This is a genomic window from Adlercreutzia muris (assembly GCF_008831045.1).
Classification (GTDB): domain Bacteria; phylum Actinomycetota; class Coriobacteriia; order Coriobacteriales; family Eggerthellaceae; genus Adlercreutzia; species Adlercreutzia muris.
Map to the genome: position 1 here is coordinate 35,490 of NZ_WAJS01000019.1, position 20,778 is coordinate 56,267.

Genomic DNA, 20,778 nt, shown 5'->3' on the forward strand with positions numbered 1-20,778 from the left:
TTACTTCACCCCCCAAGGGCTGGTGACGGTCTCGAAGTGCTTGCCAGTGGCGCGGTCGGTGACGTGCACGGCGCAGGCGGTGCAGGGGTCGAAGGAGTGGACCGTGCGCAGGGCGTTGATGGGCATCTCGATGTCGGCCACGGGCACTCCGATGAGCGCCTGCTCCAGCGGGCCGTGCTCGCCCTTGGCGTTGATGGGCGCCAGGTTCCACGTGGACGGGATGATGATCTGGTAGCCCTCGATCTTGCCGTCCACCACCTTCTCGGAGTGGTACAGCGCGCCGCGCGGGGCCTCCCAGAAGCCGGAGCCCTCGCCGGTGGTGCGCTCGGGAGCGCGGAAGTACTCGGAATCGCCGCCCTTGATGGCCTCGGCCAGCTCGGTGACCCACTCCACCATGAGATCGGCCACGTACATGGTCTCGATCTGGCGGATGGCCGTGCGGCCCAGCGTGTTCTGGAAGGCGGACAGATCGCCCGGTTTCGCGCCCAGCAGGCCCAGGACCGCATCCACGTTCTCCTTGATGAAGGGCACGCCGCGCACGTAGGCCGCGAAGATACGGGACATGGAGCCCGCCTCCATCGGCTTGCCGTCGTAGGTGGGGCACTTCACCCAGGTGTAGCGATCCTTGACATCGTACTCGGTAAAGTCCGGGTCGGTGGTGAAGTAGGGCGAAGTGTAGGTGTCGTCGCCCTGGTACCAGGAATGACCCATGTACTCCTGGATGAGGTTCTCCTGCACGTCGGTGACGCCGAACTTCTCGTCCAGCACGCCCATGGGCAGGTAGCGGTTCTTCATCTGCTCGATGTAGTCGTCGCCGTAGGGCCACCCCTGGCCCTCGAACACGCCCCAGGCGATATAGCGGCCGCAGCCCTTGCCGAAGGTCATGGCCTCGGGATACAGCTCGGCCAGCACGAGGGTGTCGGGCAGCACGGTGTCGTTCACCCAGTCGCGCACCTCGATGGCCATGGCCAGAAGGTCGTCGAGCTTGGACTCGGTGGGCACCCACATGTTGCCGCCGGGAATGGAGGTCATCACGTGGGGCATCTTGCCGCCGAGGAGGGCCGCCATCTCGGAGGCGCGGGCCTGCATCTTCAGGGCCTCCAGGTAATGGGAAGTCAGGATCAGGTTGGCCTCGGGGGCGTCCACGTAGGCCTTGCCGCCGTCAGCCTCGAACCAGTTGCCCGAGAAGATGGACAGCTGCCCGTTCTGGGCGAAGGCGCCCAGCTTATCGTAGAGCTGGTTCAGGTCGGAGTGCAGGGCCAGGCCCTTCTCCAGGGCGAGCCCGTAGGCGTCGTCCACGTTGGCCTCAAGGGCGTTCAGCGGGTTGACGTAGTCGAGAGCCGCCAGGTTGTACAGCCACAGGATATGGCTGTGGAGGAACTGCGCGCCCTCCAGCAGGTTGCGGATGATGCGGGCGTTGTTCGAGATCGTGATGCCGTAGGCCTTGTCGCCGGCGATGGACGACGCATGGGCGTGGGACACGGGGCACACGCCGCAGATGCGCTCGACGATCTGAGCGGCGTCCTCGGGAGTGCGGTTCTGCACAACGAGCTCCATGCCGCGGAAGCAGCCGCCAGAAACCCAGGCGTCGGCAACCTTGCCGTTCTCCACTTCCATCTCGACGCGGAGATGGCCCTCGATGCGGGTAATGGGATCGATAACGGAACGTGTCAAGTCAGCTCACCTCCTTCTCTAGTCGTTGTTGCGGGGATCGGCGTTCTTGTGGACGAGCTCCTCGTCGAGGACCGGGCCGCCGCTGACCGGGTCCGCGTAGGTGCCGACCTCGCGGTCGGGATGCTTGGCGTCCCACTTGCGGATCTTCTCGAAGGGCGCGCCGCCGTCCATGCGGCCAGAAGCCTTCATGCCGAAGCCGTGCACCACGAGGGCGGCCGCCACCAGGCCCGTGACAGCCACGGCGATGGTGGTCGGTTGCAGGTTCAGCGGGCCGATGCGCAGGTCGCGCATGCGCTTGTAGAAGGGGGTGTTCACCTCGACCCAGTTGTCGCCGGGGTTGTGCGGGTTGGACTCGCAGCAGCCCACGCAGGGGGCGCCGGCCTGGACGCACCAGCTGCGGCGGTTGTTCCACAGGGTGACGCCGCACAGAGCGCGGGTCTGGGGGCCCTTGCAGCCCACGGGATACAGGCAGTAGCCCAGGGCCTCTTCCTCGGAACCGAACTCGTAGACGAACTCGCCGTTCTCGAAGTGGCCGCGACGCTCGCAGTTGTCGTGGATGGTCTGGTCGAACAGGTCGCCCGGCATGTTGAAGTCGTTCAGGCGGTTCAGCAGCAGGTCCATGTCCTTCATGACCACGACGTCCACCAGCACCGACATGACCCACTCGGGGTTCACCGGGCAGCCGGGCACGTTCACGACCGGAGTGGCCACGCCGACCTTCTCCAGGTACTGCTGGACGCCGAGGGCCTGGGCCGGGTTGGGGGCCGCGGCCATCCAGCCGCCGTTGACGGCGCAGGAGCCCACGGCCACGACGGCGTTGGCGCTCTCGGCGGCCTCCACCAGGGCGGCCGTTCCGACCTCGCCGGCCACGCGCAGGGCGTTGCCGTCGAAGGCCTCCAGCACGGCACCCTCGTAGATGAGGATGTAGTTGCCCGCCTTGATGGTCTGGGCCTTGGCCTCCTCCACGGAGTGACCGGCAGCGGCCGACAGGGTCTCCGAGTAGTTCAGGGAGATCAAGTCGAGCACCACGGAAGCCACGTCGGGAGTCTCCACCTGGGCGAAGGACTCCGTGCAGCCCGTGCAGGACGCGCCCTCGATCCAGATGACCGGGTAGAGGTCACCGGACGTTGCGCCGATAACAGACTCCTCGAGCGCACTCGCCACGCGCGGGACCGCCAGCGGGGACAGGCCCGCGGCGGCGGCGATGCCGGCGCACAGCTTCATGAAGCTGCGGCGGGACACGCCACGCGAGGCAAGGATGCTGTCGAACTCTGACATCGTTGCCTGATTTTCCATGCGTACACCTCCTTATAGGTGTTCTCGTCTCGCTTACATGCGGGCTTAAGATTATCCTTATTGGCGACCTATTCACTCCGCGAAGCACCGATGGCTGCGAAACATTCTACCAACGGTTGGAAAATGTTACGCAGTATCACGCGGGTAACAAGGAAGGTGAAAGCCCACGCCGCTCGCAGATTTTTCCGACCGCTGCTGGCAACGAGAGCTGGCTCCTTATGCAACCCGGGGTCCGGAACGGCGGCGGTGAACAAGGAAAATGGAGGGATCGCCCTACTCGATGGGATAGCTGCCGAGCACCTTCACGTCGCGCAGCTTCAGGCGCAGGCACTCGAGGGCCGTCTGCACGTCGATGTCGTGGATGGAGCCGGCCAGTTCCACGAAGAACATGTAATCGCCCAGCTGGCGCTTGGTGGGGCGCGATTGCAGCATGGTGAGGTTGATGCCGGCGTAGGTGAACTCCGAGAGGATCATCTGGAGGGCGCCGGGCTTGTCGGCCCGTAGGAAGAGGGCCAGGGAGGTCTTATGCCGCTCGCCGGTCAGCAGCTCGGCGTCGGCGAGGCGGCCCACCAGGGCGAAGGCGGTCTGGTTCTCCGGGTTGTCCTGGATGGCGCGGCGCAGCACTCGGGCCCCGTGGATCTCGGCGGCCAAGGCGTTGGAAATGCCGGCACAGGTGGGGTCGGCCGCGGCCAGACGGGCGCTCTCGGCCGTGGAGGACACGGCCAGGGTGGTCCGGCCGGGCAGCTCGGTGGCCAGGAAGCGGCGGCACTGGGCGATGCCCTGGGGGTGCGAGGCCACGCGCACGATGGCATCCAGATCGGCCTCGGGATGCGCCACCAGACAGTGGCTCACATTGATGACCTCCTCGGCCAAGATGACCGCGTCGGTGCGGAAGGCGAAGTTGTCCAGGGTGGCCGTGACCGGGCCCTCGAGCGAGTTCTCCTTGCCCACGACGCCGAAGCGGGTGACGCCGCCGTCCACACAGTCGAACACCTCGTCGAAGGAGGTGCACTCCACCAGATGCGGCTCGGCGATGCCGAGGCGGGCGGCGAAGCGCAGGGCCGCCTCGTTGCTGTAGGTGCCGGCCGGGCCGAGGAAGGCGATGGAGTCGTCGAAGAGCATGGTCGAGCCTTGTCTGTCAGGATGCCAATAGATCGCCGTCCATGATAAACGCTTTCGCCGCCGCTGCGCCCCGCACGGGGCTCCCCTCGGGCGGCGGCGGCCGGGATGCGGGCCTTTTCGGCGATGAGCGGCCACAGCGCCCCCCCTCCTCAGGCAGCGGCACGGGCCGGCGACGCGGCGGGGCGCGAGGGGGGGGGCGGCCCGGTAGCGGAGCGGGACGAGGGCCCTTCGACGGCGCGGCTTAGCCGGCGAGGTGCTCGCAGAGGATCTTACAGCCGAGCAGGATGAGGACGATGCCGCCGGCGATGGCGGCCGGCTTCTCGAAGCGGGAGCCGAACTGGTTGCCGATGACGACGCCGGCGAGGGACAGAGCGAAGGTGGTGACGCCGATGAGGACGACGGCAAGGGCGATGTTCACCCCGAGGAAGGCGAAGGTGACGCCCACGGCCAGAGCGTCGATGGAGGTGGCCACGGCCAGCATGGTGAGCTCCCGGAAATCCAGGGGCACCAAAGCATCGGAGCAGGCCGCCGTGCCGCGCCGTGCGCAGGTAGCGCACTGGCGGTTGCAGGTGCGGGCGTCAGAGCCCTCTTCATGGAAGGCGTCCCAGAGCATCTTGGCACCGATGAGAGCCAGAAGCCCGAAGGCGATCCAGTGGTCCACCGCCGTGATGTAAGAGGAGAACATGCTGCCCACGGCCCATCCGACAAGGGGCATGAGGGCCTGGAAACCCCCGAAGAACAGGGCGATGACCACGGCCTGGCCCCACTGGATGCGCCGCATGCCAAGGCCTTTGCACACGGCCACGGCGAAGGCGTCCATGGACAGCCCCACGCCGGTCAGAATCAGTTCGATGATACCCACAGCAGCTCCTTCAGGGAATAAGGAGGGCGCCCTCGCGGCGGAAGAAGCCCTCGGCCACCAGATCGTCCACGATAGAGGCGAACAGCGCCTCATCCACGGCCGGGCGCCCGGCGCCCGCCTCGGCGGCGGAGAGCTCGGCGAGCACGCATGGGGCCTCGCTGCCCTCGGGGGCGGCCAGCACCCGGCGCACGATCCAGGCCCGCTTCTGGCGGCGCGATCCCTCGAAAGCGGACTGGCGGCTGTAGGAAGCGGAGCGGCGCGTCGGATTCACGCCCGTGGCCTTGAGGTGCGCCCCGTAGTCGAGCAGCCCGTAGTACCAGCGGCGCGGATCGGCGGCAGCCGGCCCGCATAAGGCCGCGGCGGCCACGGTTGGCGCCAACTCCCGGTCGGACACTCCGTCACGGTCGGGGAACAGTTCGTGGAGGAAGACGGCCCGCACGTTGGTCTCCACGTACACCCCGGGCACCTGATGGGCGAAGGCCATGACCCCGGCGGCCGTAGCCGGCCCGATGCCGGGCAGGGCCAGCAGCCCCTCATAGGTGTCGGGCAGCCGCCCCTCCCCTTCTGCGGCGCACTGGTCCGCCGTGCGCTTCAGGGCCAGGGCGCGGCGGTTGTAGCCGAGCCCCTGCCACAGCTCCAGCACATCGGGCACGGCTGCGGCGGCCAGGGCGTCCACCGTGGGAAACGCCGCGAGGAACCGCTCCCAGAAGCGGCCCACGCGAGCCACCTGGGTCTGCTGGAGCATGATCTCGGACACGAGCACGGCGTAGGGGTCATCGATATGGCGCCAGGGCAGCGCACGGTACAGCTCGTCGCCGCGGGCGAGCATCCGCTCCGCGAAGGCCTCCACCGGCTCGACCCCCGCGGGCCAGGCCGGCTCTACGATCTTCCCCACTGCGCGCCCTTCCCTCCCGCCGGTTACAGCAGGTCCTCCAGCTCGCCCAGGCCGGCGGCGAAGTCCGAGATGACGGCGTTCTCCAGCTCGGCGTACTCCGCTGAGTCCAGCGGCTGATAGGCGGCTAGCTTGTCGAAGAGGTTGTCGCGGGTGACCGGCTGGTAGCGGCGCTCCACCAGACCCTGCTTGTAGGCCTCCTCCAGCGCCTCGCGCACGGCCATGTAGATATCGTAGCGCGGCAGGTTCGCCGACAGGCGCACCAGCTCGTCGCGGTTGAGGGCCCGTAGGGAGGGGTGGCTGCGAGCCAGATCCATCCAGATATCGTCGCGCTCGGCCGGGGTGGGATAGTCGATATCGATGCAGGAGATGGGATAGAGCATGTCAAGGAAGAACGGATCCACCGCCTCGGCCGAGGAGGCGGAGGCCAGCACGTAGACGTCGGGGTTCTCCACGGCCTGGCGGATGAGGTTCACCGCCTCGCGGGCTCCCCGGGACATGGCGGCCATGAGAAGCCCGGCCATGTCGTCGGCGGCCTCGGACAAAGGCGAGCCCCACAGGTCCAGATCCTCCAGCACAAGCACGCCGCCGCCCTCGAAGCCCCGGCGCAGCCCGGCCAGCTTGTCGGCATCGGCGGCCTGGGCGCTCACGCAGAGCATGGGCACTCCCTGGAAGCTCTCCTCCATGCGCATGCGCACGGCAGGCAGGCCCAGCTCGCCCACGGTGGCCATCATGAAGCGGCTCGCATCCTCCCGGGCCGGCGAGCAGAACAGCAGGGTGTCCACCATGGGCATGGCGTCGAAACCGTGGCGGGCGTTCAGCATGGCGACGAACTCGCCGAAGGAAGCGTCGCCGGCCAGACCGATGCCGAGGGAGCGCATGCGCTCCACTACGGCCCCGTAGCCGGGCACGGTATCGTAGGTGTAGATGTCCACCGGCTGGGGCTCGGCGCCGCCCTCGGGCGCACCGACAGGCGGCCCGGGCTGCTCGAGGACGTCCCGCTCCGAGGAAGGCGGGGCGGCCAGGGCCACCGCCGGAGCCGCCGGGCCGCCGATGATGAGCGGCGGGGCGGCCATGAGGCCCATGACATCCTGGGAGATAGCCTCGGACATCTCCTCGAGGTCGTCGCGGGAGATGCCGAATTCCTCCAGGCGGTCGAAAGCCAGACCCTGGAGCTGGGACGTGCAGGCCGCCACCTCGTCATGGGACAGATAGGGCTCGAGCCGCCCGAAGATGTACTCGGCCAAAGAGCGCTCCTTGGTGGCGCAGGCCACGCGCCAGGCCTGCTTGAGGCCCATGATGGCATCCTCCGAGGGTACCTCGCTCGCCTCCGAGGCCTGCTCGAAGGCGGCCAGGTACAGGTGCAGGCCCAGCCGAGCGTCGCCCGCCTCGCAGGCGGCCACGGCCCGGGCCAGATAGTCGGACGGGGCGCCGGACGGATCGCCGGACGCAGGCGGGTTCGCTTCGTCTCTCTCAAACATGGCTGCTACCTCTCATAAGCTGCGGGCCCTTGGGCCCGGAATCGTGTGTCGACGCTATTTTATCGAACAAAAGTGCGCTTGCCTAGGGGCATTTATCACCAATCGAGAATATCGTAGCCCTCGGCGTTAGCCGTGCGCGTGAGGGGGCGATCTGGCGTGACCGCGCAAGCATGGCGGGCGGCGGCCAAAAGCGACCGGTCGGAGTGGTGGTCGCCGTAGGCCCAGCCCAGCTCCCAGCTCCCCGCGCCGAACTGCTCGTCGCAGAACCGGCTCAGCACCGCTACCTTCTCGGGGCCCTCGATGGGCAGCCCCGCCACCTCGTCGGTGTAGCGGCCCCCCTCGTCCACCTTCATGCGGGTGGCAATGGCGTACTGGATAGGATGGTGCTCCATGGCCGCGGCCACGATGGGCTCGAAGGTGGCCGACACGCAGACCACGGCATGGCCCTCGGCCTCGTGGGCCCGCATGGTCGCCTCGGCATCGGCGCGAAAGCGCTCATCGATGAAGCGATCGTAGAAGTCGTAGAGGAACCGGTTCACCTCGCCGACGGGACGGCCGGCGAAGGCGCGGAACACAAGCCCCCGCACCCAGCTCTCGTTCTGGGGCAGGCGCGCCTTGTAGCAAGCAGCCCAACCGAGGATGCGGGCCACTACCGAGGGGGCGAGCATGCGCTTGCGGGCTAGATGGCGCACGAGGAGCACCGGGGAGTTGCCGCGGATGCAGGTGCCGTCGAAATCGAAGGCGGCCACGAGCACGCGGCCGGAACCGGTTGTCGGCGCGCCCTCCATGAGGCGGGTGGCCCCAAGGGCCCCCGCAGCCACACGGCAGACGCCGTCGGGCAGGTGGGCGGACGACCCGCAGGCATCCTCACTCACGGGGACTCCAGGGGAATGCGACGCTATGGACATAATATTTCGACGTTCCTTCGGCGAATCGGCGACGGTCGGCTTTATTCGGAACGCCTATCATAGCCAATGGGAAGCCGCCCCGCACCGGGGACCGCGCAACAACAGAGAACCTTTACCTTTCCGCAACCGTGGCCCGCTCAATCCTCGAAGCGGTCGTTGCAGGCGGCGAACTGGGAGTCGTACAGATCGGCGTAGAAGCCGCCGGCCGCCAGGAGCTCCTCATGGGTTCCCTGCTCGGCGATGTCGCCGTCCCGCATGACGAGGATGAGGTCGGCGCGGCGGATGGTAGACAGCCGGTGCGCGATGACGAAAGAGGTGCGGCCCTCCATGAGCCGATCCATGGCCTGCTGGATGCGCAGCTCGGTGCGGGTGTCCACCGAGGAGGTGGCCTCGTCCAGAATGAGCATGCGGCGGTCGGCCAGAAGCGCCCGGGCAATGGTGAGCAGCTGGCGCTGGCCCGCGGAGACGTTGGTGCCGTCCTCGTTGATGGCGAAGTCGTAGCCGCCGGGCAGGGTGCGGATGAAGTGGTCGGCGCAAGCCTCTCGGGCTGCGGCCTCCACCTCCTCATCGGTGGCGTCCAACCGCCCGTAGCGGATGTTCTCGCGGATGGTGCCGGAGAACAGCCACGTGTCCTGGAGCACCATGGCGAACAGCGACCGCACCTCAGCGCGGCTCATATCCCGGATGTCGGTGCCCCCGATGCGGATGGCGCCCCCGTCCACATCATAGAAGCGCATGAGCAGCTTTACCATGGTGGTCTTGCCCGCCCCCGTCGGCCCCACGATGGCCACGGTGCGCCCGGCGGCGGCCCGGGCCGAGAAGTCGCGGATGACCGGGGCATCGGGGCTGTAGCCGAAGCGCACGCGGTCGAACTCCACATCGCTGGCCAGGTCGGCGGCGAGCACCGACGAGGGGCCCTCGTCCATCTCGGGCAGATCGAGGAAGGCGAAGATGCGCTCGGCGGCCGCGGCCAGGGATTGCAGCACGTTGGACACCTGGGCCAGCTGGGTGATGGGCTGGGTGAAATTCTTCACGTACTGGATGAAGGCCTGGATATCGCCGACGGTGATGGCCCCCGCCACGGCGAAGAAGGCTCCGGACACGGCCACGGCCACATAGCCCAAATTCCCCACGAAGCCGAGCACGGGCATCATGAGGCCCGAGAGGAACTGGGCCTTCCAGCCGGCGTCGTAGAGGGCCTCGTTGTCCCGCTCGTAGGCCTCCACCGTGGCCCCCTCGCGCCCGAAGGCCTTCACCACGGCATGGCCCGAGAACGTTTCCTCCACCTGACCGTTCAAGGCCCCGAGCAGCCGCTGCTGGGCCACAAAGTGCTTCTGGGACAGGCGCACCACGACCACAACGAGGGCCATGGACACGGGAATCATGACCAGGGCCACCAGAGTCATGGCTACATTGATGGACAGCATCATGGCCAGCACGCCCACCACGGTGACCGAGGAGGTGATGAGCTGGGTGATTCCCTGGTTCAGGCTCTGGCCCAGGGTGTCCACGTCGTTGGTGATGCGCGAGAGGGTGTCGCCGGTGGAGTTCTTCTCGAAGTAGCCGAAGGGCACGCGCTCGATCTTGCGGGCGATGGCATCGCGCAGGCGGTAGCAGGTCTGCTGGGAGACGTAGCTCATGATCCACGATTGCACCCAGGCGCATCCGGCCGAGGCCAGGTAGAGCCCGAGCGTGACCGTCAGGATGCGGCCGATGGCGGCGTAGTCGATGGAACCGGTACCCGCCGCCGCGGCCACGGTGCCGTCGAAGAGCACGGTGGTGGCCTCGGAGAGCACCTTGGGCCCCACGATGGAGAACACGGTGGATCCGACGGCGAACAGGAGCACGAGGGCGAGACGGCCCTTGAACTGCCCCATGAAGGAGAGCATGCGGCGCAGGGTGGCCTTGAGGTTCAGGGGCTTCTCGCCGCCCATCATGCGCCCGGCCGGCCCATGGCCGCGACCGGGACCCCGTCCGGGACGGGGCACGAAACCGGGATGGCCGCTCATCGCGCACCCCCTTCCCGGCACGAGGCATCTGGGACGGCTGAGGGGGAATCGGCCTGCGACGCGGCGACGGCTGCGGAAGGGGCCGATGGGTCGGGCGCCACGGTTGCGGCGAGAATGTCGGGGGCGATCCCGACGGCGGCGAGCTCGGCCTCGGAGAGCTGGGAGAGGGCGATCTCGCGGTAGGCCGGGCACGCGGCCATGAGCTCGCCATGGGTGCCGCGGCCGACCACACGGCCCTCCTCGAGCACCACGATGCAGTCGGCGCCGAGCACCGTGGAGATGCGCTGGGCCACGATGATCTTCGTGGCGCCGGCGGCGTAGGCGGTCAGAGCCGAGCGCACCCGGGCATCGGTGGCGTAGTCGAGGGCCGAGAAGGAGTCGTCGAACAGATAGGCCCGCGGGCGCCGCACGAGGGCCCGGGCCATGGCCAGACGCTGGCGCTGGCCGCCGGAGACGTTGGCGCCGCCCTGGGCGACGGGGGCCTCCAGACCCTCCTCGCGCTCCTCCACGAAGGCCAGGGCCTCGGCCGCAGCCAGGGCGGCCCGGATGGCCGCCTCGTTGGCGTTCGGATCCCCGTAGGCGATGTTAGTGGCCACGGTGCCCTCGAACAGAAAGGCCTTCTGGGGCACGTAGCCCAAGCAGGCCCGCAGCGCGTCCTGGGGCCACCGGCGCACGTCGATGCCGTCCACGGTCACGGTCCCGGCGCTCACGTCGAAGAAGCGCTCGATGAGCTTCAACACGGTGGACTTCCCCGATCCCGTGGATCCCACGATGGCCAGCGTAGCGCCCGGCTCCACCGTGAACGACACGCCCTCGAGCACCGGCTCGCTGCCGTCCTCATAGCGGAAGGACACCCCTTCGAAGGCGATGCGCGCGCCGCCGGCTTCTAGGGGCGAAGGCGTGGCGGCGCCCCCTTCCAGATCGGCGCCCTGCGCCGTTGCGCCAACGGGCGAAACCGCCCGCAGCCGCTCCCCCTTCGCCGCGAGGCCGCCGCCCTGTCCCGCTCCCGTCCCGGCGGGAGCCCCGTCGGCACTCCCCCGCGCCCGTTCCCGATCGTGCACCGAGGGCTCGGTTTCCAGCACCTCGCGCACGCGGGCCGCGGCCACGTCGGCCCGGGGCAGCATGATGGAGATCATGCCCATCATGAGGCAGCCCATGATAATGACCATGGCGTAGGTGATGAAGGCGATGAGGTCGCCGGTCTGAAGGGTGCCGGCCCCCACGGCCCCGGCACCGAACCACACGATGGCCACGGAGGTGAGATTCATGACGAGCATCATGGCGGGCATCATGGCGGCCATGGCGCGGTTGGTGAACAGCTGGGTGCGCATGAGCCGGGCCGAAGCCTCGTCGAAGCGCTCCTCCTCGTAGCCGTCGCGGTTGAAGGCGCGCACCACCGAGAGCCCCGTGAGCATCTCGCGGGCCACGAGGTTCACCCGGTCGATGAGCTTCTGCATCATCTTAAATCGGGGCAGCGTGAAGTGAAACAGCACGGCGATGACCGCGAACACCGCCGCCACGGCCACCACGACAATCCATCCCATCTGGGGATTGGTGGCCATCACCATGACCACGCCACCGATGGCGAGGATGGGAGCATAGAGCACCATGCGCAGTATCATGGTGCACACGTTCTGGATGAGCACCACGTCGTTGGTGCCGCGGGTGATGAGGGAGGCGGCCGAGAAACGGTTGATGTCCCCCTCCGAGAAGGCCACGACTTGGGAGAACAGCCGTCGACGCACATCGCGACCGATGGCGGCGCCGGTGCGGGAGGCCACGAGGGAAACGGCCGCGTCCAAGACCATGGCCGCGGCGGCCACCCCCAGCATAAGCAGCCCCAGCTGCCCCAGATAGGCCATCTGCCGCGGCAGGAGATCGACCCCGGCCGCCCGCAGATGCTCCAGCTCGGCCACATCTTCCACGCCGGACTGGGCGATGCCCACGTCCACGATCTGGGATGTGAACACCGGCAAGGCCAAATCGCAGGCCGCCTTGGCCGCGAGCAGCAGCATCACGAGGGCCACGGCCCCCTTGTGCTGCCCGAGAAAGCGGATCACGCCCACAATCGCGCCTATACTGCGAAGAAGGCCAGGGCGGCGTAAACCCCCACGCCGGCCACGGCCGTCCACAGCAGCGACTTGGTCTTGGCCGCCACGAGGGCGCAGGCGATGGCCGCCACGAGCGGAATGGCCGCCGGCCAGATGCCGGCATCGAACATGCCGGGATTCAAGAGATCGTTGGCCACCAGGGCCGCGAAGGCCGCTGGAGGGATGAAGCCGAGCGCCCGTTCCAGATTCTCGGGCAGGGCCTTGCCCTTCAACAGGAACAACGGGATGACGCGGCAGGCCCACATGGCCAGCACGCACCCGACGAGCACGACCCAGAACTGATCCCAACTCATCGGCGCTCCCCTTCCCCCGCGGCATCTTCCATCGGAACGGCCTCGGTCGAGGGGACTTCCGCCGCCACGTCAGCGGACCGGGCGCCCTCCGCTGCTGCGCCCACGGCCGCCGGGGCATTCGCAGTCGTCGCGCCGCGCTTCCCCACAGTGAGGGCGAAGACCATGGCGCACACCACCCCGGCCACGGCGCCGATGAGAATGGCCGGGCCCGTGAGGCCGGCCGCCTTGCACACGTACACGCCGAGGGCCGCCACGGCCATGGCGATGATATTTGCGGAGGTGAACTTCTGGGTGACCAACAGGCAGATGAAGATGGCCGTCATGGCGAAGGCGGCGATATTCACCGGAATGGCCACCGCCGCCCCCACGGCGCAGCCGACGACGTTGGAGATGGTCCACGAGCTCTGGGAGAACAGGTTCACCATGAGGGCCCGGTCCACCGACCAGTTCCCCTCGGCGAAGTGCTGGGTGTTCACGCCGTAGGACTCGTCGGTCACCGAGGCGGCGAACAGGGCCGCCAGCCAGCGCGGGGTCTTCTCGCAGGTGGGGGCGAAGGAGGCCGCGTAGAGCATCTGGCGCGTGTTCACCAGCGACACGCTGGCGGTGATGGAGGCGACCGACGACCCGGCCAGGAACATGTTGCAGATCATGAACTGGCCGGCGCCCGAGTACAGCAGGGCGCACAGCAGAAACACCTGCAAGGGGTTCAGGCCGATGGTGTTGGACAGGATGCCGCAGGGCAGGCCGATGGCCACGTAGCCCAGCATGATGGGAGCGGCCGCGGAGAAGGCCGACAGTATGTGCTCGCGAGAAAACATGACGCCCATTATAGCCAACCTTCGCCCCGTGAAAATCGGGAAATTGCGCCGCGGCAGGAATTGCAGTGTTACCTGGGAATTCTCAAGAAGCATCCGATAAGCTCGTTGGTGCTATCTCCCGATTTTCGCATATCGCCGGGCGATCCAGGCCGCGCCGGCGGCCGTCAGGGCCGCGAGGAGGGCCGCGGCAGCCGTCGCAGTTCCCTCGTCGCCGGTCTGGGCCAGCTTGAGGCGGATCTTGGTAGCGTCATCGTCCCCGTCGCCACCAGGGCCGCTATCGCCGTCATTTGCCGAACCGCTTCCCGAGCCATCGTCGGGATTTGCCGAATCATCGGGAACGGCGCCGGGAATGGGCTCCAGCACGATTTGAATGGCGTGGTTCTCGCCGATGTCCTCGAAGGTGAACGAGCCCGCGCCGAGCAGGTCGGGGCGCTCGCCGCCGTCGATGATGACCTTCACCACCCGGTAGCCGGGGGCGGGCGCCCATTCCACGGTGTAGCTGCCGCCGCGGTCCACCGACGAGCCGCCGGTGATGGTGCCCGCGCCGCCGATAAGGGACGTCTCCACCCGCAGCTGCTCGGAAGCCTGGGGGCGGGGCGTGCGCGAGGGCACGGTCTCGTCGCCGGGCTCCCGCTTCTCCACCACGAGGGACACATGGTCGCCGGGCTTAAGGGTGCCTCCGGGGATGACCACCTCGGTGGCGCCGGGCGGCACGGGGAAGTGCTGGTCGCCCACGACGATCTCGGTGGGCTCGTAGCCCTCGGGGATCTTCCAGGTGATGGTCTGGTCCTCGTCGGGATCGACGAAGCCGGTGCCGTCGCCGATGGTGATCGAGCCCGGGCCGCCCTCCACGCCGCCGGTGACGTCCACGACGTCCTTCACTGTGTCGGGGTTGGCCTGCTCGCCGTCCTTAGCGAAGTACACCTTCACCACGTGGTCGCGGTCGATGCCGCCGATGCCCATGTCGAGTCCCGCCCCGTCGGCCTGGCGCCGCTCGATGGTCGGCGCGGGGAACACCGGCTCGGCCGCGGCCGCCAGGGCGACGGCTTCCGACGGGCCCTCATCGGCCCAAGCCTTCTCGGGCCCGAGGGCGAAGGGGCTCGCCACCCCATCGGCTTCGCTGTCGGCCGCCGAGCCCACCGCGGCGCCCACGGTACCGCTCAGAACCGCGGCGGCATCGGAGAGGGCCGCCACCGTGGCCAGGGCGCCGGCGGGCACGCGCTCGTCGAAGACGGGCAGGCCGTCCACCTCGATATAGGAGATATGGGCGCCCCCGTCGGGAGTGCCGGAAATGTCAACGTAGCCCTGGCCCTTGAACAGGGTGCGGGAATCGGAAGCGGCCCCCGGCCCGTAGGCGAGCACGGCCACGTCGAAGACCACGGGCCGCAGGGTGACCACGACGGCCTTGTCCTCCTTGATGTTGGAGAGCTCCAGCTCGCGCTCGTCGGTACCGGCGGCCTCCTCGCCGTTCACCTCCACCTTCGCCACCTCGTAGACGGCGTAGGAGGGATCGGACACATCGGGCACGGTCTGGATGACCGGCTGCCAAGCCACGTGGTACTCGCCGCCGGCGGTCACCGTGCCGCTGCCGGTGATAGTGCCCGGGCCGCCCTTGATCTGGGTGGTCACCCGGTGGTCATCGGGGTTCAGCGCCGGCGCGCCGTCGGCCCGCTCGGTGTACACGTCCACCACATGATTGGCCGCGATCTTCGCGAAGTCAACGGTGCCCGCGGCCACGGCCGCAGCGGACAGTTCCTTGCCGTCCACCCACACCGCCGCGATGCGGTAGCCCTCGACGGCCTTCCAGGTAGCGCGTCCGTCGGCCCCGGCGGAGAGCACCGCGCTCGGGCTCACCTCCGCCCCCGCCCCGTAGCGGTTCACGGTCACCGTGTAGAAGCCGCCCGTGGAGCTGCCCTCGATGATGGGGTTGCGAGCCAGCGTGACCACCACCTCGTGGTTGGCGGCGATTTTCTCGAACACCTGACGGGCACCGGCAGCGTCCACCAGGCGGCCGTCCACCTTTACCGAGGCCACGTAGCAATCGGGGCCGGCAGCCCACGTGATGGTGGCCGTAGAGCCGGCAGTCAGGGTCTGGCTGGGGGTGATGGTCGCTCCCTCGGTGGCGCCAGCGAGCCGCGTGCTCACCGTGAACAGGCCCGGGGCTGGGGCAGGTGCGGGCTTCTCCTCCACCACGTAATCGATATCGGCCACGTAGTCGGTGCCATCGGGGCTCGGGTAGGTCACGGTGATCTCGTAGTTACCTGGCTCGGAGGGATCGATCTCGTCGACGGGCAGGCCGTCTTTGGTGATAGTGACCACCGGGTCGACCCCCTCGGGAATGCGCTTGTCGTCCGGGGCATTGGAATCGGGTCCGAACTTGTCCTCGACAAGGTCGACCAGGTCGTCCTTGGTCACCGGAGTCGGCACGGGCTTGGGCGGCTCCACAGGGCGCACGATGTCGATGGGATCGTCCTCGGTGAGATCCACTACGATGCGCTCGGTCACGGCGAGCTCGGCCGGCTTCAGAGTCACGCGATAATTGCCATCGGCAGTGAGCAGCACGCCCCCGACCTCGGAAACCTCGGGGAAGGTGGCCCGAAGCTCGTAGGTGCCCAGCTGGGGCCGCACAGCGTTCAGGGCCAAGCCGCCGGCCGTGGCGGCAGAGAAGGTGGGGGCGCCGAGCACGACAGCAGGGTCATCGCCCGGAGCGAGCATAGAGGCAGGCCACGCCACAGGCCAGGTGTGCTCGCCGTCGTCGGCGCTGTCGGTGGCGGCCGCACTGTCGAAGGCGGCCAGATCGCTGTAGCGGCCCACGGGGGCACCCGGGGCAGCGGGGTCGGCCAGGGGCACGTTTTTCACCCACGAGACGGGATCGGTGCCCGCCGTGGGGAACCAGCGAGTGGCAATGGCCAGGTCGCGGGGCACGATAGAGCCCTGGACCGTGAGGGTGCCGTCGGCAGCCAGCCCTGCGATGCGGTAGTCGGCCGCCTGGGGGCCCTTCACCTTCACACCGTGCAGCACCAGATCCCGACTGCCGGAGTCCTTGGCGACGAATTCGGCCCGCTCGAAGGAGAGCCACGCCGAGGCGCTCCCGACCAGGCCATCGGCCATGGACACGTTGCCGCCCTCCAGATAGGGCGTCCCATCATAGACCTTCGACCAACCGCGCCCGGCCACGGTCACCGTCTCCCCCGTCTCGGGGTCGGTGACCTCGGTATCCTGGGTAGCATCGGGGGCCGCGGGATCGTCCGGGGCCTGGGCCGGCTTCGTCACGTCCACGGCCCGGGGCTTGATGGTGAAGGTGGCCTCGCCGGTCACGTAATCCTGCACCGTCGTACCGTCCTCGGTAACGCTATAGACGCTCTTGGACTCCACCTTGTAGGAGCCAGCGTGGATGGGCTCGCCCTTCTCGTTCATCTCTTCGGGGCGCAAGGGCCGCCAGCCCTTGGCGTCGGCTCCCTCCGAGCCGGGATCCTTGATCCAGTAGGTGCGCTCGACCTCGGCATCCTTCTCATCGACGATGGCGCCGTCCTTCACGATGTGGGTCTTCACGTGGGTATCGCCGTTCACGTTCTCCTGCACGGCCAGCGGGTCACCCACCTGAATGTCGTCCGCCTCGGTGGTGATGGTGCGGCCGGTGGGGTCTACGATGATGTCCACCTTCACGTACACGTCCAGCGACACGTCGGCCCCGGCCTGGTCATCGTCAGGGTCAGCGTCATCGGGCATGCCGCCGTACTCGATGATGTAAGGGAGCTGGTAGGTGCTCATGGCCAAATCGTTCCATTGCCCCTCGGTCTGGCTCGTGCCCAGCTTGACGGCCAGCTGCATATACTTCTCCTCGTTGCCAGCCTGATCGGGCTGACCATTGGACCAGAACATGAACATCTCTTCCTGGGTCTCCGGATTGATCGCTTTCTTCCATCGCGACCCCGTTGCCGCCTCGCCCATCTTCAATCCGGCCTCGGGACCGGCAACCCAATAGTAGGAGCAGAAGTTTCCCGCTCCCATAAATGTTTGGCTCGTGGCCCATCGCGTGGGCACGTCGGCATTCTGAAGCCGATAGTTCTGAGCCCAAGCGTTCCCCTTGCGCGTATAGGTATCGTCAGTCGTGCCGCTGATCCAAGTGTCGGTATGCACGAGTGAGAACACGAAATCCTGCTCCGCACGGCTTGTCACCGTAACCAGATAGCCCCTCATGCCCATGTAGGTATGGGTCTCCGCGGCAGTCAGGGCCGCGTACCAGGAGCCTACCACCGGCCCCACCTCGTAATAATGCCCGTTCAGGGAATTGTAATCGCGAATGGTAGTCACGGGCGCGAGGCTCGCCACCAGGCGCAGGCCCTTGGTGTTGGTGGCGTCGGCCAGACTCAAGGTCAGATAATCGCGCAGGAATTCCTCCCACTGCTCGGCCGTGGCGCCGCCGTTGGTCTTGTAGTTGACCGACCAGTTGCCCGTTTTGCCCATGCGCTCGAACCCGGCGGGCAGGGTCTCGTTGTTGTTCTTCTCGTGCTTGGAGTTGTAATAGATGTCGTCGCCAGAAGCGATGCCCGTGGTGAACTGCACGGTAATGCTCTGGAACTTCGCGTCGGCCGGTTCGGTGCTCACCTTCAGGTCGGGGAAGTGGTAGGTGTTGGCCTGTCCCTCCACGGGCGTGGCCGCACCGGCCTTGATGGTCAGCTTGACCGTATCGGCCGCCTGAGCCACAGGCTCATCGGCCCACGCGCACTCAACAGTAGCACCCCCCCCCGTGAGGGGCATGGCCATGGTCGCGGCCAAAGCGAAGGCCAGGGCCAGCTTCAAGCTCTGTTCGAATGCGCGCTCCATCAGAACCGTCCTTATCTCTGGCGGGGAGCGAGCCCCCGCATCCTTCTCCGCTGATCGACGTGCCGTCGGTAGCCTTTCATATTGTCACTAATCCGTTGGAAAATCAACTGCCGAAGGACAACCGGGGGCGCTGAAAAGCGCATAGAGCCCCTTGCGCGATCGTTCGGCTGGCAGCGGAACGTGTGGGAGCTCCCGGCACGCCGGGAAAACCGGCGACTTTACCGGGCAGCTCGCCGCGCCGTTGCCGCGGCCACGTCTTTTCCGCTGAACACGAGGGCGTAGCGCACAATGCCGGCCTCACCGGCGTTGGCCGCGCAGTCATAGGCGCGGTCTTCGATCTGGGCGAGGGCAGCCTCGGCCAGGGAATCCGCCAGGGACGAACCGAGCTGGGCCCGCATGACCTTCAGCTCCATGACGATAACCGGCAGCCTGTCGGGATCGAGGGGGTTGAGGCAGATATCGTAGCGCCCGCGCCCCGCCTCGCGATTCGAGAGCGGATCACGGTAGCCGGCCATGCCGAACAACAGCCCCAGCATGAGCATGAGGTAGCTGTTCTCGCTGGTGAGATCGAAATAGCTGGGGCCCTGCAACAACACGGAGCCCAGCTCTTCGGTCACCTTATCGCCCTCTCCGGCCGCAAGGGCGCGATGGAACGCTTCGAGCCGATCTCCCCCGCCGGCCACCCGGGCGAACCGATCGACGATTTCGCCACGGAACAACTGGGCAATTTCCAAATTGGGTATGCGCAGGGCCCGAGAGACGCTGCGATTGTTCGGCGATTCAATGTCGTCTGTGGTCAAGCAACCGGCCAGATACAGCATGCTCCACAGCACCGGCTCCGGCGTTGCACCATCGGGAAAGACCACGCCGGTATCCAAAGGCTCGCTCACGGAGCCGCCGTTTTCCAGCAGCCGGTAGAGCTTCTCCAGGGTTCGGTCGTCGGCAGTGCCCACCATATCGCCCAGCACGGCGTTGCCCGAGGTATTTCCCCAGTACACGTCGGCCATACAGTGGTTCTCAAAATAGTTCAGCACGCTCCAGGGGTTGTAGATATCCACGCTGCCGAAACGATAGCCGTCGTACCAGCGGCGCACCTCCTCCATGGACGATTCGCGGCCCAAGTACTCGGCCAGGGCCTCCACCTCTTCGTCGGTGAACCCGAAGCGCTCATCGGAGCGCAGGTTCAGTGCGGTATTCACCACCAGGTTGTTCAAGTCGGAGAAGATAGATTCCTTGCTGATGCGCTGCACCCCCGTCATAACGGCGAAGGCCAGAGCGTCGTTGCCCTTGAAAGCTCCGGTGAGCCAGCCCTTCATGAAGGAGACGGCTTCGTCGTAGTAGCCCTTGGTGCGGCCGCCCATGACCGGGACATCGTACTCGTCCACGAGCACGACCACGCGCTTGCGGTGATGCTTGAACAGCATGCGCGACAGCCGCAGAAGCGACGAGCCCAGCTCGCCGGGGCCGAAGCGACCCGCCATGATCTCCCCGTAGGCCTCCTTCTCCACCGGCAGGAGTTCGTCGCTCTGAAGGAGGTAGCCGTGGCGGGCGTATTCGGCGGCCACCTTATCGGCCAGGGCGCCGAGCACATCGGGCCACGATTCCTTCTTCGTATCGTTGAACGAGAAGTGGATGAGGGGATAGGCCCCATGGTGCTCGCGGTAGCGGCCGCCCTCCGCATCCCAGATGGCGAGCCCCTCGAACAAGGGAGCGGTGTTCGATGCCGCCGCGTCCTCGGGAGAGGGAATCTCGAAGAAGCGCTGGAGCATGGACAGGTTGAGGGACTTGCCGAAGCGGCGGGGCCGGCAGAACAGCGTGGCTTTATAGCCGCTGTCCACGACATCGGCGATGAGCATGCTCTTGTCTATGAACACGGAGTTCTCAATGGTGGTGACGAACAGGTCGTCGCCGATGGGCAGCATCTTTCGGCCTGATAGATCGGAAATGCGCACAGCTCCCTTGTGGTATACGCCGCAGAAGCGCTCGCCGCCTCCTTGATCGCTCACGCTGCACCGCCTTTCCGCGCTCCGCCGTCCTATGGAGGTGATTATACGCCAAGAAGAGCCGCCCAGGGCGGCTCTTCTCGCAGGATGCAGAGGCGATCTGTGATCGACCATCCGCGGCGGCGAGATGCTCGCGCCGACCGCAAGTTATCGGAGCCTTTCCCCTACCATTGGCCGGTGTGCCGCCGCCGGCGCTCGCGTCGGCGGCGCATCGCCACCACTACGAGAACGGCGAGCGCGGCCGCGGCGGCCAGGGCCAGGCCGAGGCCGGCAGCCAGCATATCGTCGCCGGTCTGCGCCAGCTTGATGCGGGTCTTGGAGTCGCCCTCGCCGGCGCCGGGGTCAGACGCATCGGCGGGCCTAACGCCGCCTTTGGCGTCGGTGCCCGGGGCGTAGGCGGGCGCGTCGGCGTTGTCCACGCCGGGGTGGCCCTCCAGGAACGCGTCCCAGCCCCCGGAGGGGCTGAAGGGCTCGCCGGGGGC

14 protein-coding genes are annotated in these 20,778 nt (G+C 67.4%); all 14 read right to left on the bottom strand.

Annotation, left to right across the window (positions count from 1 at the left end; genetic code table 11):
* Entirely contained in the window at window positions 1-1,674 is a 1,674-nt protein-coding gene (locus F8D48_RS07165) for a nickel-dependent hydrogenase large subunit (protein WP_151430786.1), read from the bottom strand.
* Window positions 1,675-1,692: 18 nt separating this feature from the next.
* Window positions 1,693-2,970, bottom strand: a complete 1,278-nt coding sequence (locus F8D48_RS07170) for a hydrogenase small subunit (protein WP_151430788.1) — start codon at window positions 2,968-2,970, stop codon at window positions 1,693-1,695.
* Window positions 2,971-3,243: 273 nt separating this feature from the next.
* On the bottom strand, window positions 3,244-4,092 hold the full coding sequence (pheA, locus tag F8D48_RS07175; RefSeq protein WP_135969989.1) for a prephenate dehydratase: 849 nt from the start codon (window positions 4,090-4,092) through the stop codon (window positions 3,244-3,246).
* A 241-nt stretch (window positions 4,093-4,333) separates the two neighbouring features.
* Window positions 4,334-4,954 carry a manganese efflux pump MntP gene (locus F8D48_RS07185; protein ID WP_151430790.1) on the bottom strand — a complete coding sequence of 207 codons (621 nt, stop codon included), beginning with the start codon at window positions 4,952-4,954 and terminating at the stop codon, window positions 4,334-4,336.
* Window positions 4,955-4,964: 10 nt separating this feature from the next.
* Window positions 4,965-5,849 carry an HhH-GPD family protein gene (locus F8D48_RS07190; RefSeq protein ID WP_330857530.1) on the bottom strand — a complete coding sequence of 295 codons (885 nt, stop codon included), beginning with the start codon at window positions 5,847-5,849 and terminating at the stop codon, window positions 4,965-4,967.
* A gap of 23 nt (window positions 5,850-5,872) precedes the next feature.
* Entirely contained in the window at window positions 5,873-7,327 is a 1,455-nt protein-coding gene (locus F8D48_RS07195; RefSeq protein ID WP_151430792.1) for a ribonucleotide reductase subunit alpha, read from the bottom strand.
* A gap of 95 nt (window positions 7,328-7,422) precedes the next feature.
* Window positions 7,423-8,235: an HAD family hydrolase gene (locus tag F8D48_RS07200; RefSeq protein ID WP_151430794.1), complete on the bottom strand. Its 813-nt coding sequence runs from the start codon at window positions 8,233-8,235 to the stop codon at window positions 7,423-7,425.
* 137 nt (window positions 8,236-8,372) lie between these two features.
* Complete coding sequence (locus F8D48_RS07205) at window positions 8,373-10,244, bottom strand: ABC transporter ATP-binding protein (protein ID WP_151430796.1); 1,872 nt, start codon at window positions 10,242-10,244, stop codon at window positions 8,373-8,375.
* Window positions 10,241-12,310 (bottom strand): ABC transporter ATP-binding protein, encoded by a 2,070-nt coding sequence (locus F8D48_RS11970; protein WP_240806269.1) that lies wholly within the window; start codon window positions 12,308-12,310, stop codon window positions 10,241-10,243. Before F8D48_RS11970 ends, F8D48_RS07205 begins: the two co-directional genes overlap by 4 nt.
* A gap of 8 nt (window positions 12,311-12,318) precedes the next feature.
* Window positions 12,319-12,648: an AzlD domain-containing protein gene (locus tag F8D48_RS07215; protein WP_151430799.1), complete on the bottom strand. Its 330-nt coding sequence runs from the start codon at window positions 12,646-12,648 to the stop codon at window positions 12,319-12,321.
* Window positions 12,645-13,475, bottom strand: coding sequence for an AzlC family ABC transporter permease (locus F8D48_RS07220; protein ID WP_236650775.1), 831 nt, complete (start codon window positions 13,473-13,475; stop codon window positions 12,645-12,647). Before F8D48_RS07220 ends, F8D48_RS07215 begins: the two co-directional genes overlap by 4 nt.
* A gap of 102 nt (window positions 13,476-13,577) precedes the next feature.
* On the bottom strand, window positions 13,578-18,293 hold the full coding sequence (locus tag F8D48_RS07225) for a C-type lectin-like domain-containing protein (protein ID WP_151430801.1): 4,716 nt from the start codon (window positions 18,291-18,293) through the stop codon (window positions 13,578-13,580).
* A gap of 218 nt (window positions 18,294-18,511) precedes the next feature.
* The gene (locus F8D48_RS07230; RefSeq protein WP_170272769.1) at window positions 18,512-20,299 is read right to left on the bottom strand and encodes an AAA family ATPase; all 1,788 of its coding nucleotides are present in this window, start codon (window positions 20,297-20,299) and stop codon (window positions 18,512-18,514) included.
* Between the two features lie 161 nt (window positions 20,300-20,460).
* The coding region (locus F8D48_RS07235; RefSeq protein WP_151430805.1) for an LPXTG cell wall anchor domain-containing protein at window positions 20,461-20,778 on the bottom strand (318 nt) is incomplete at its 5' end.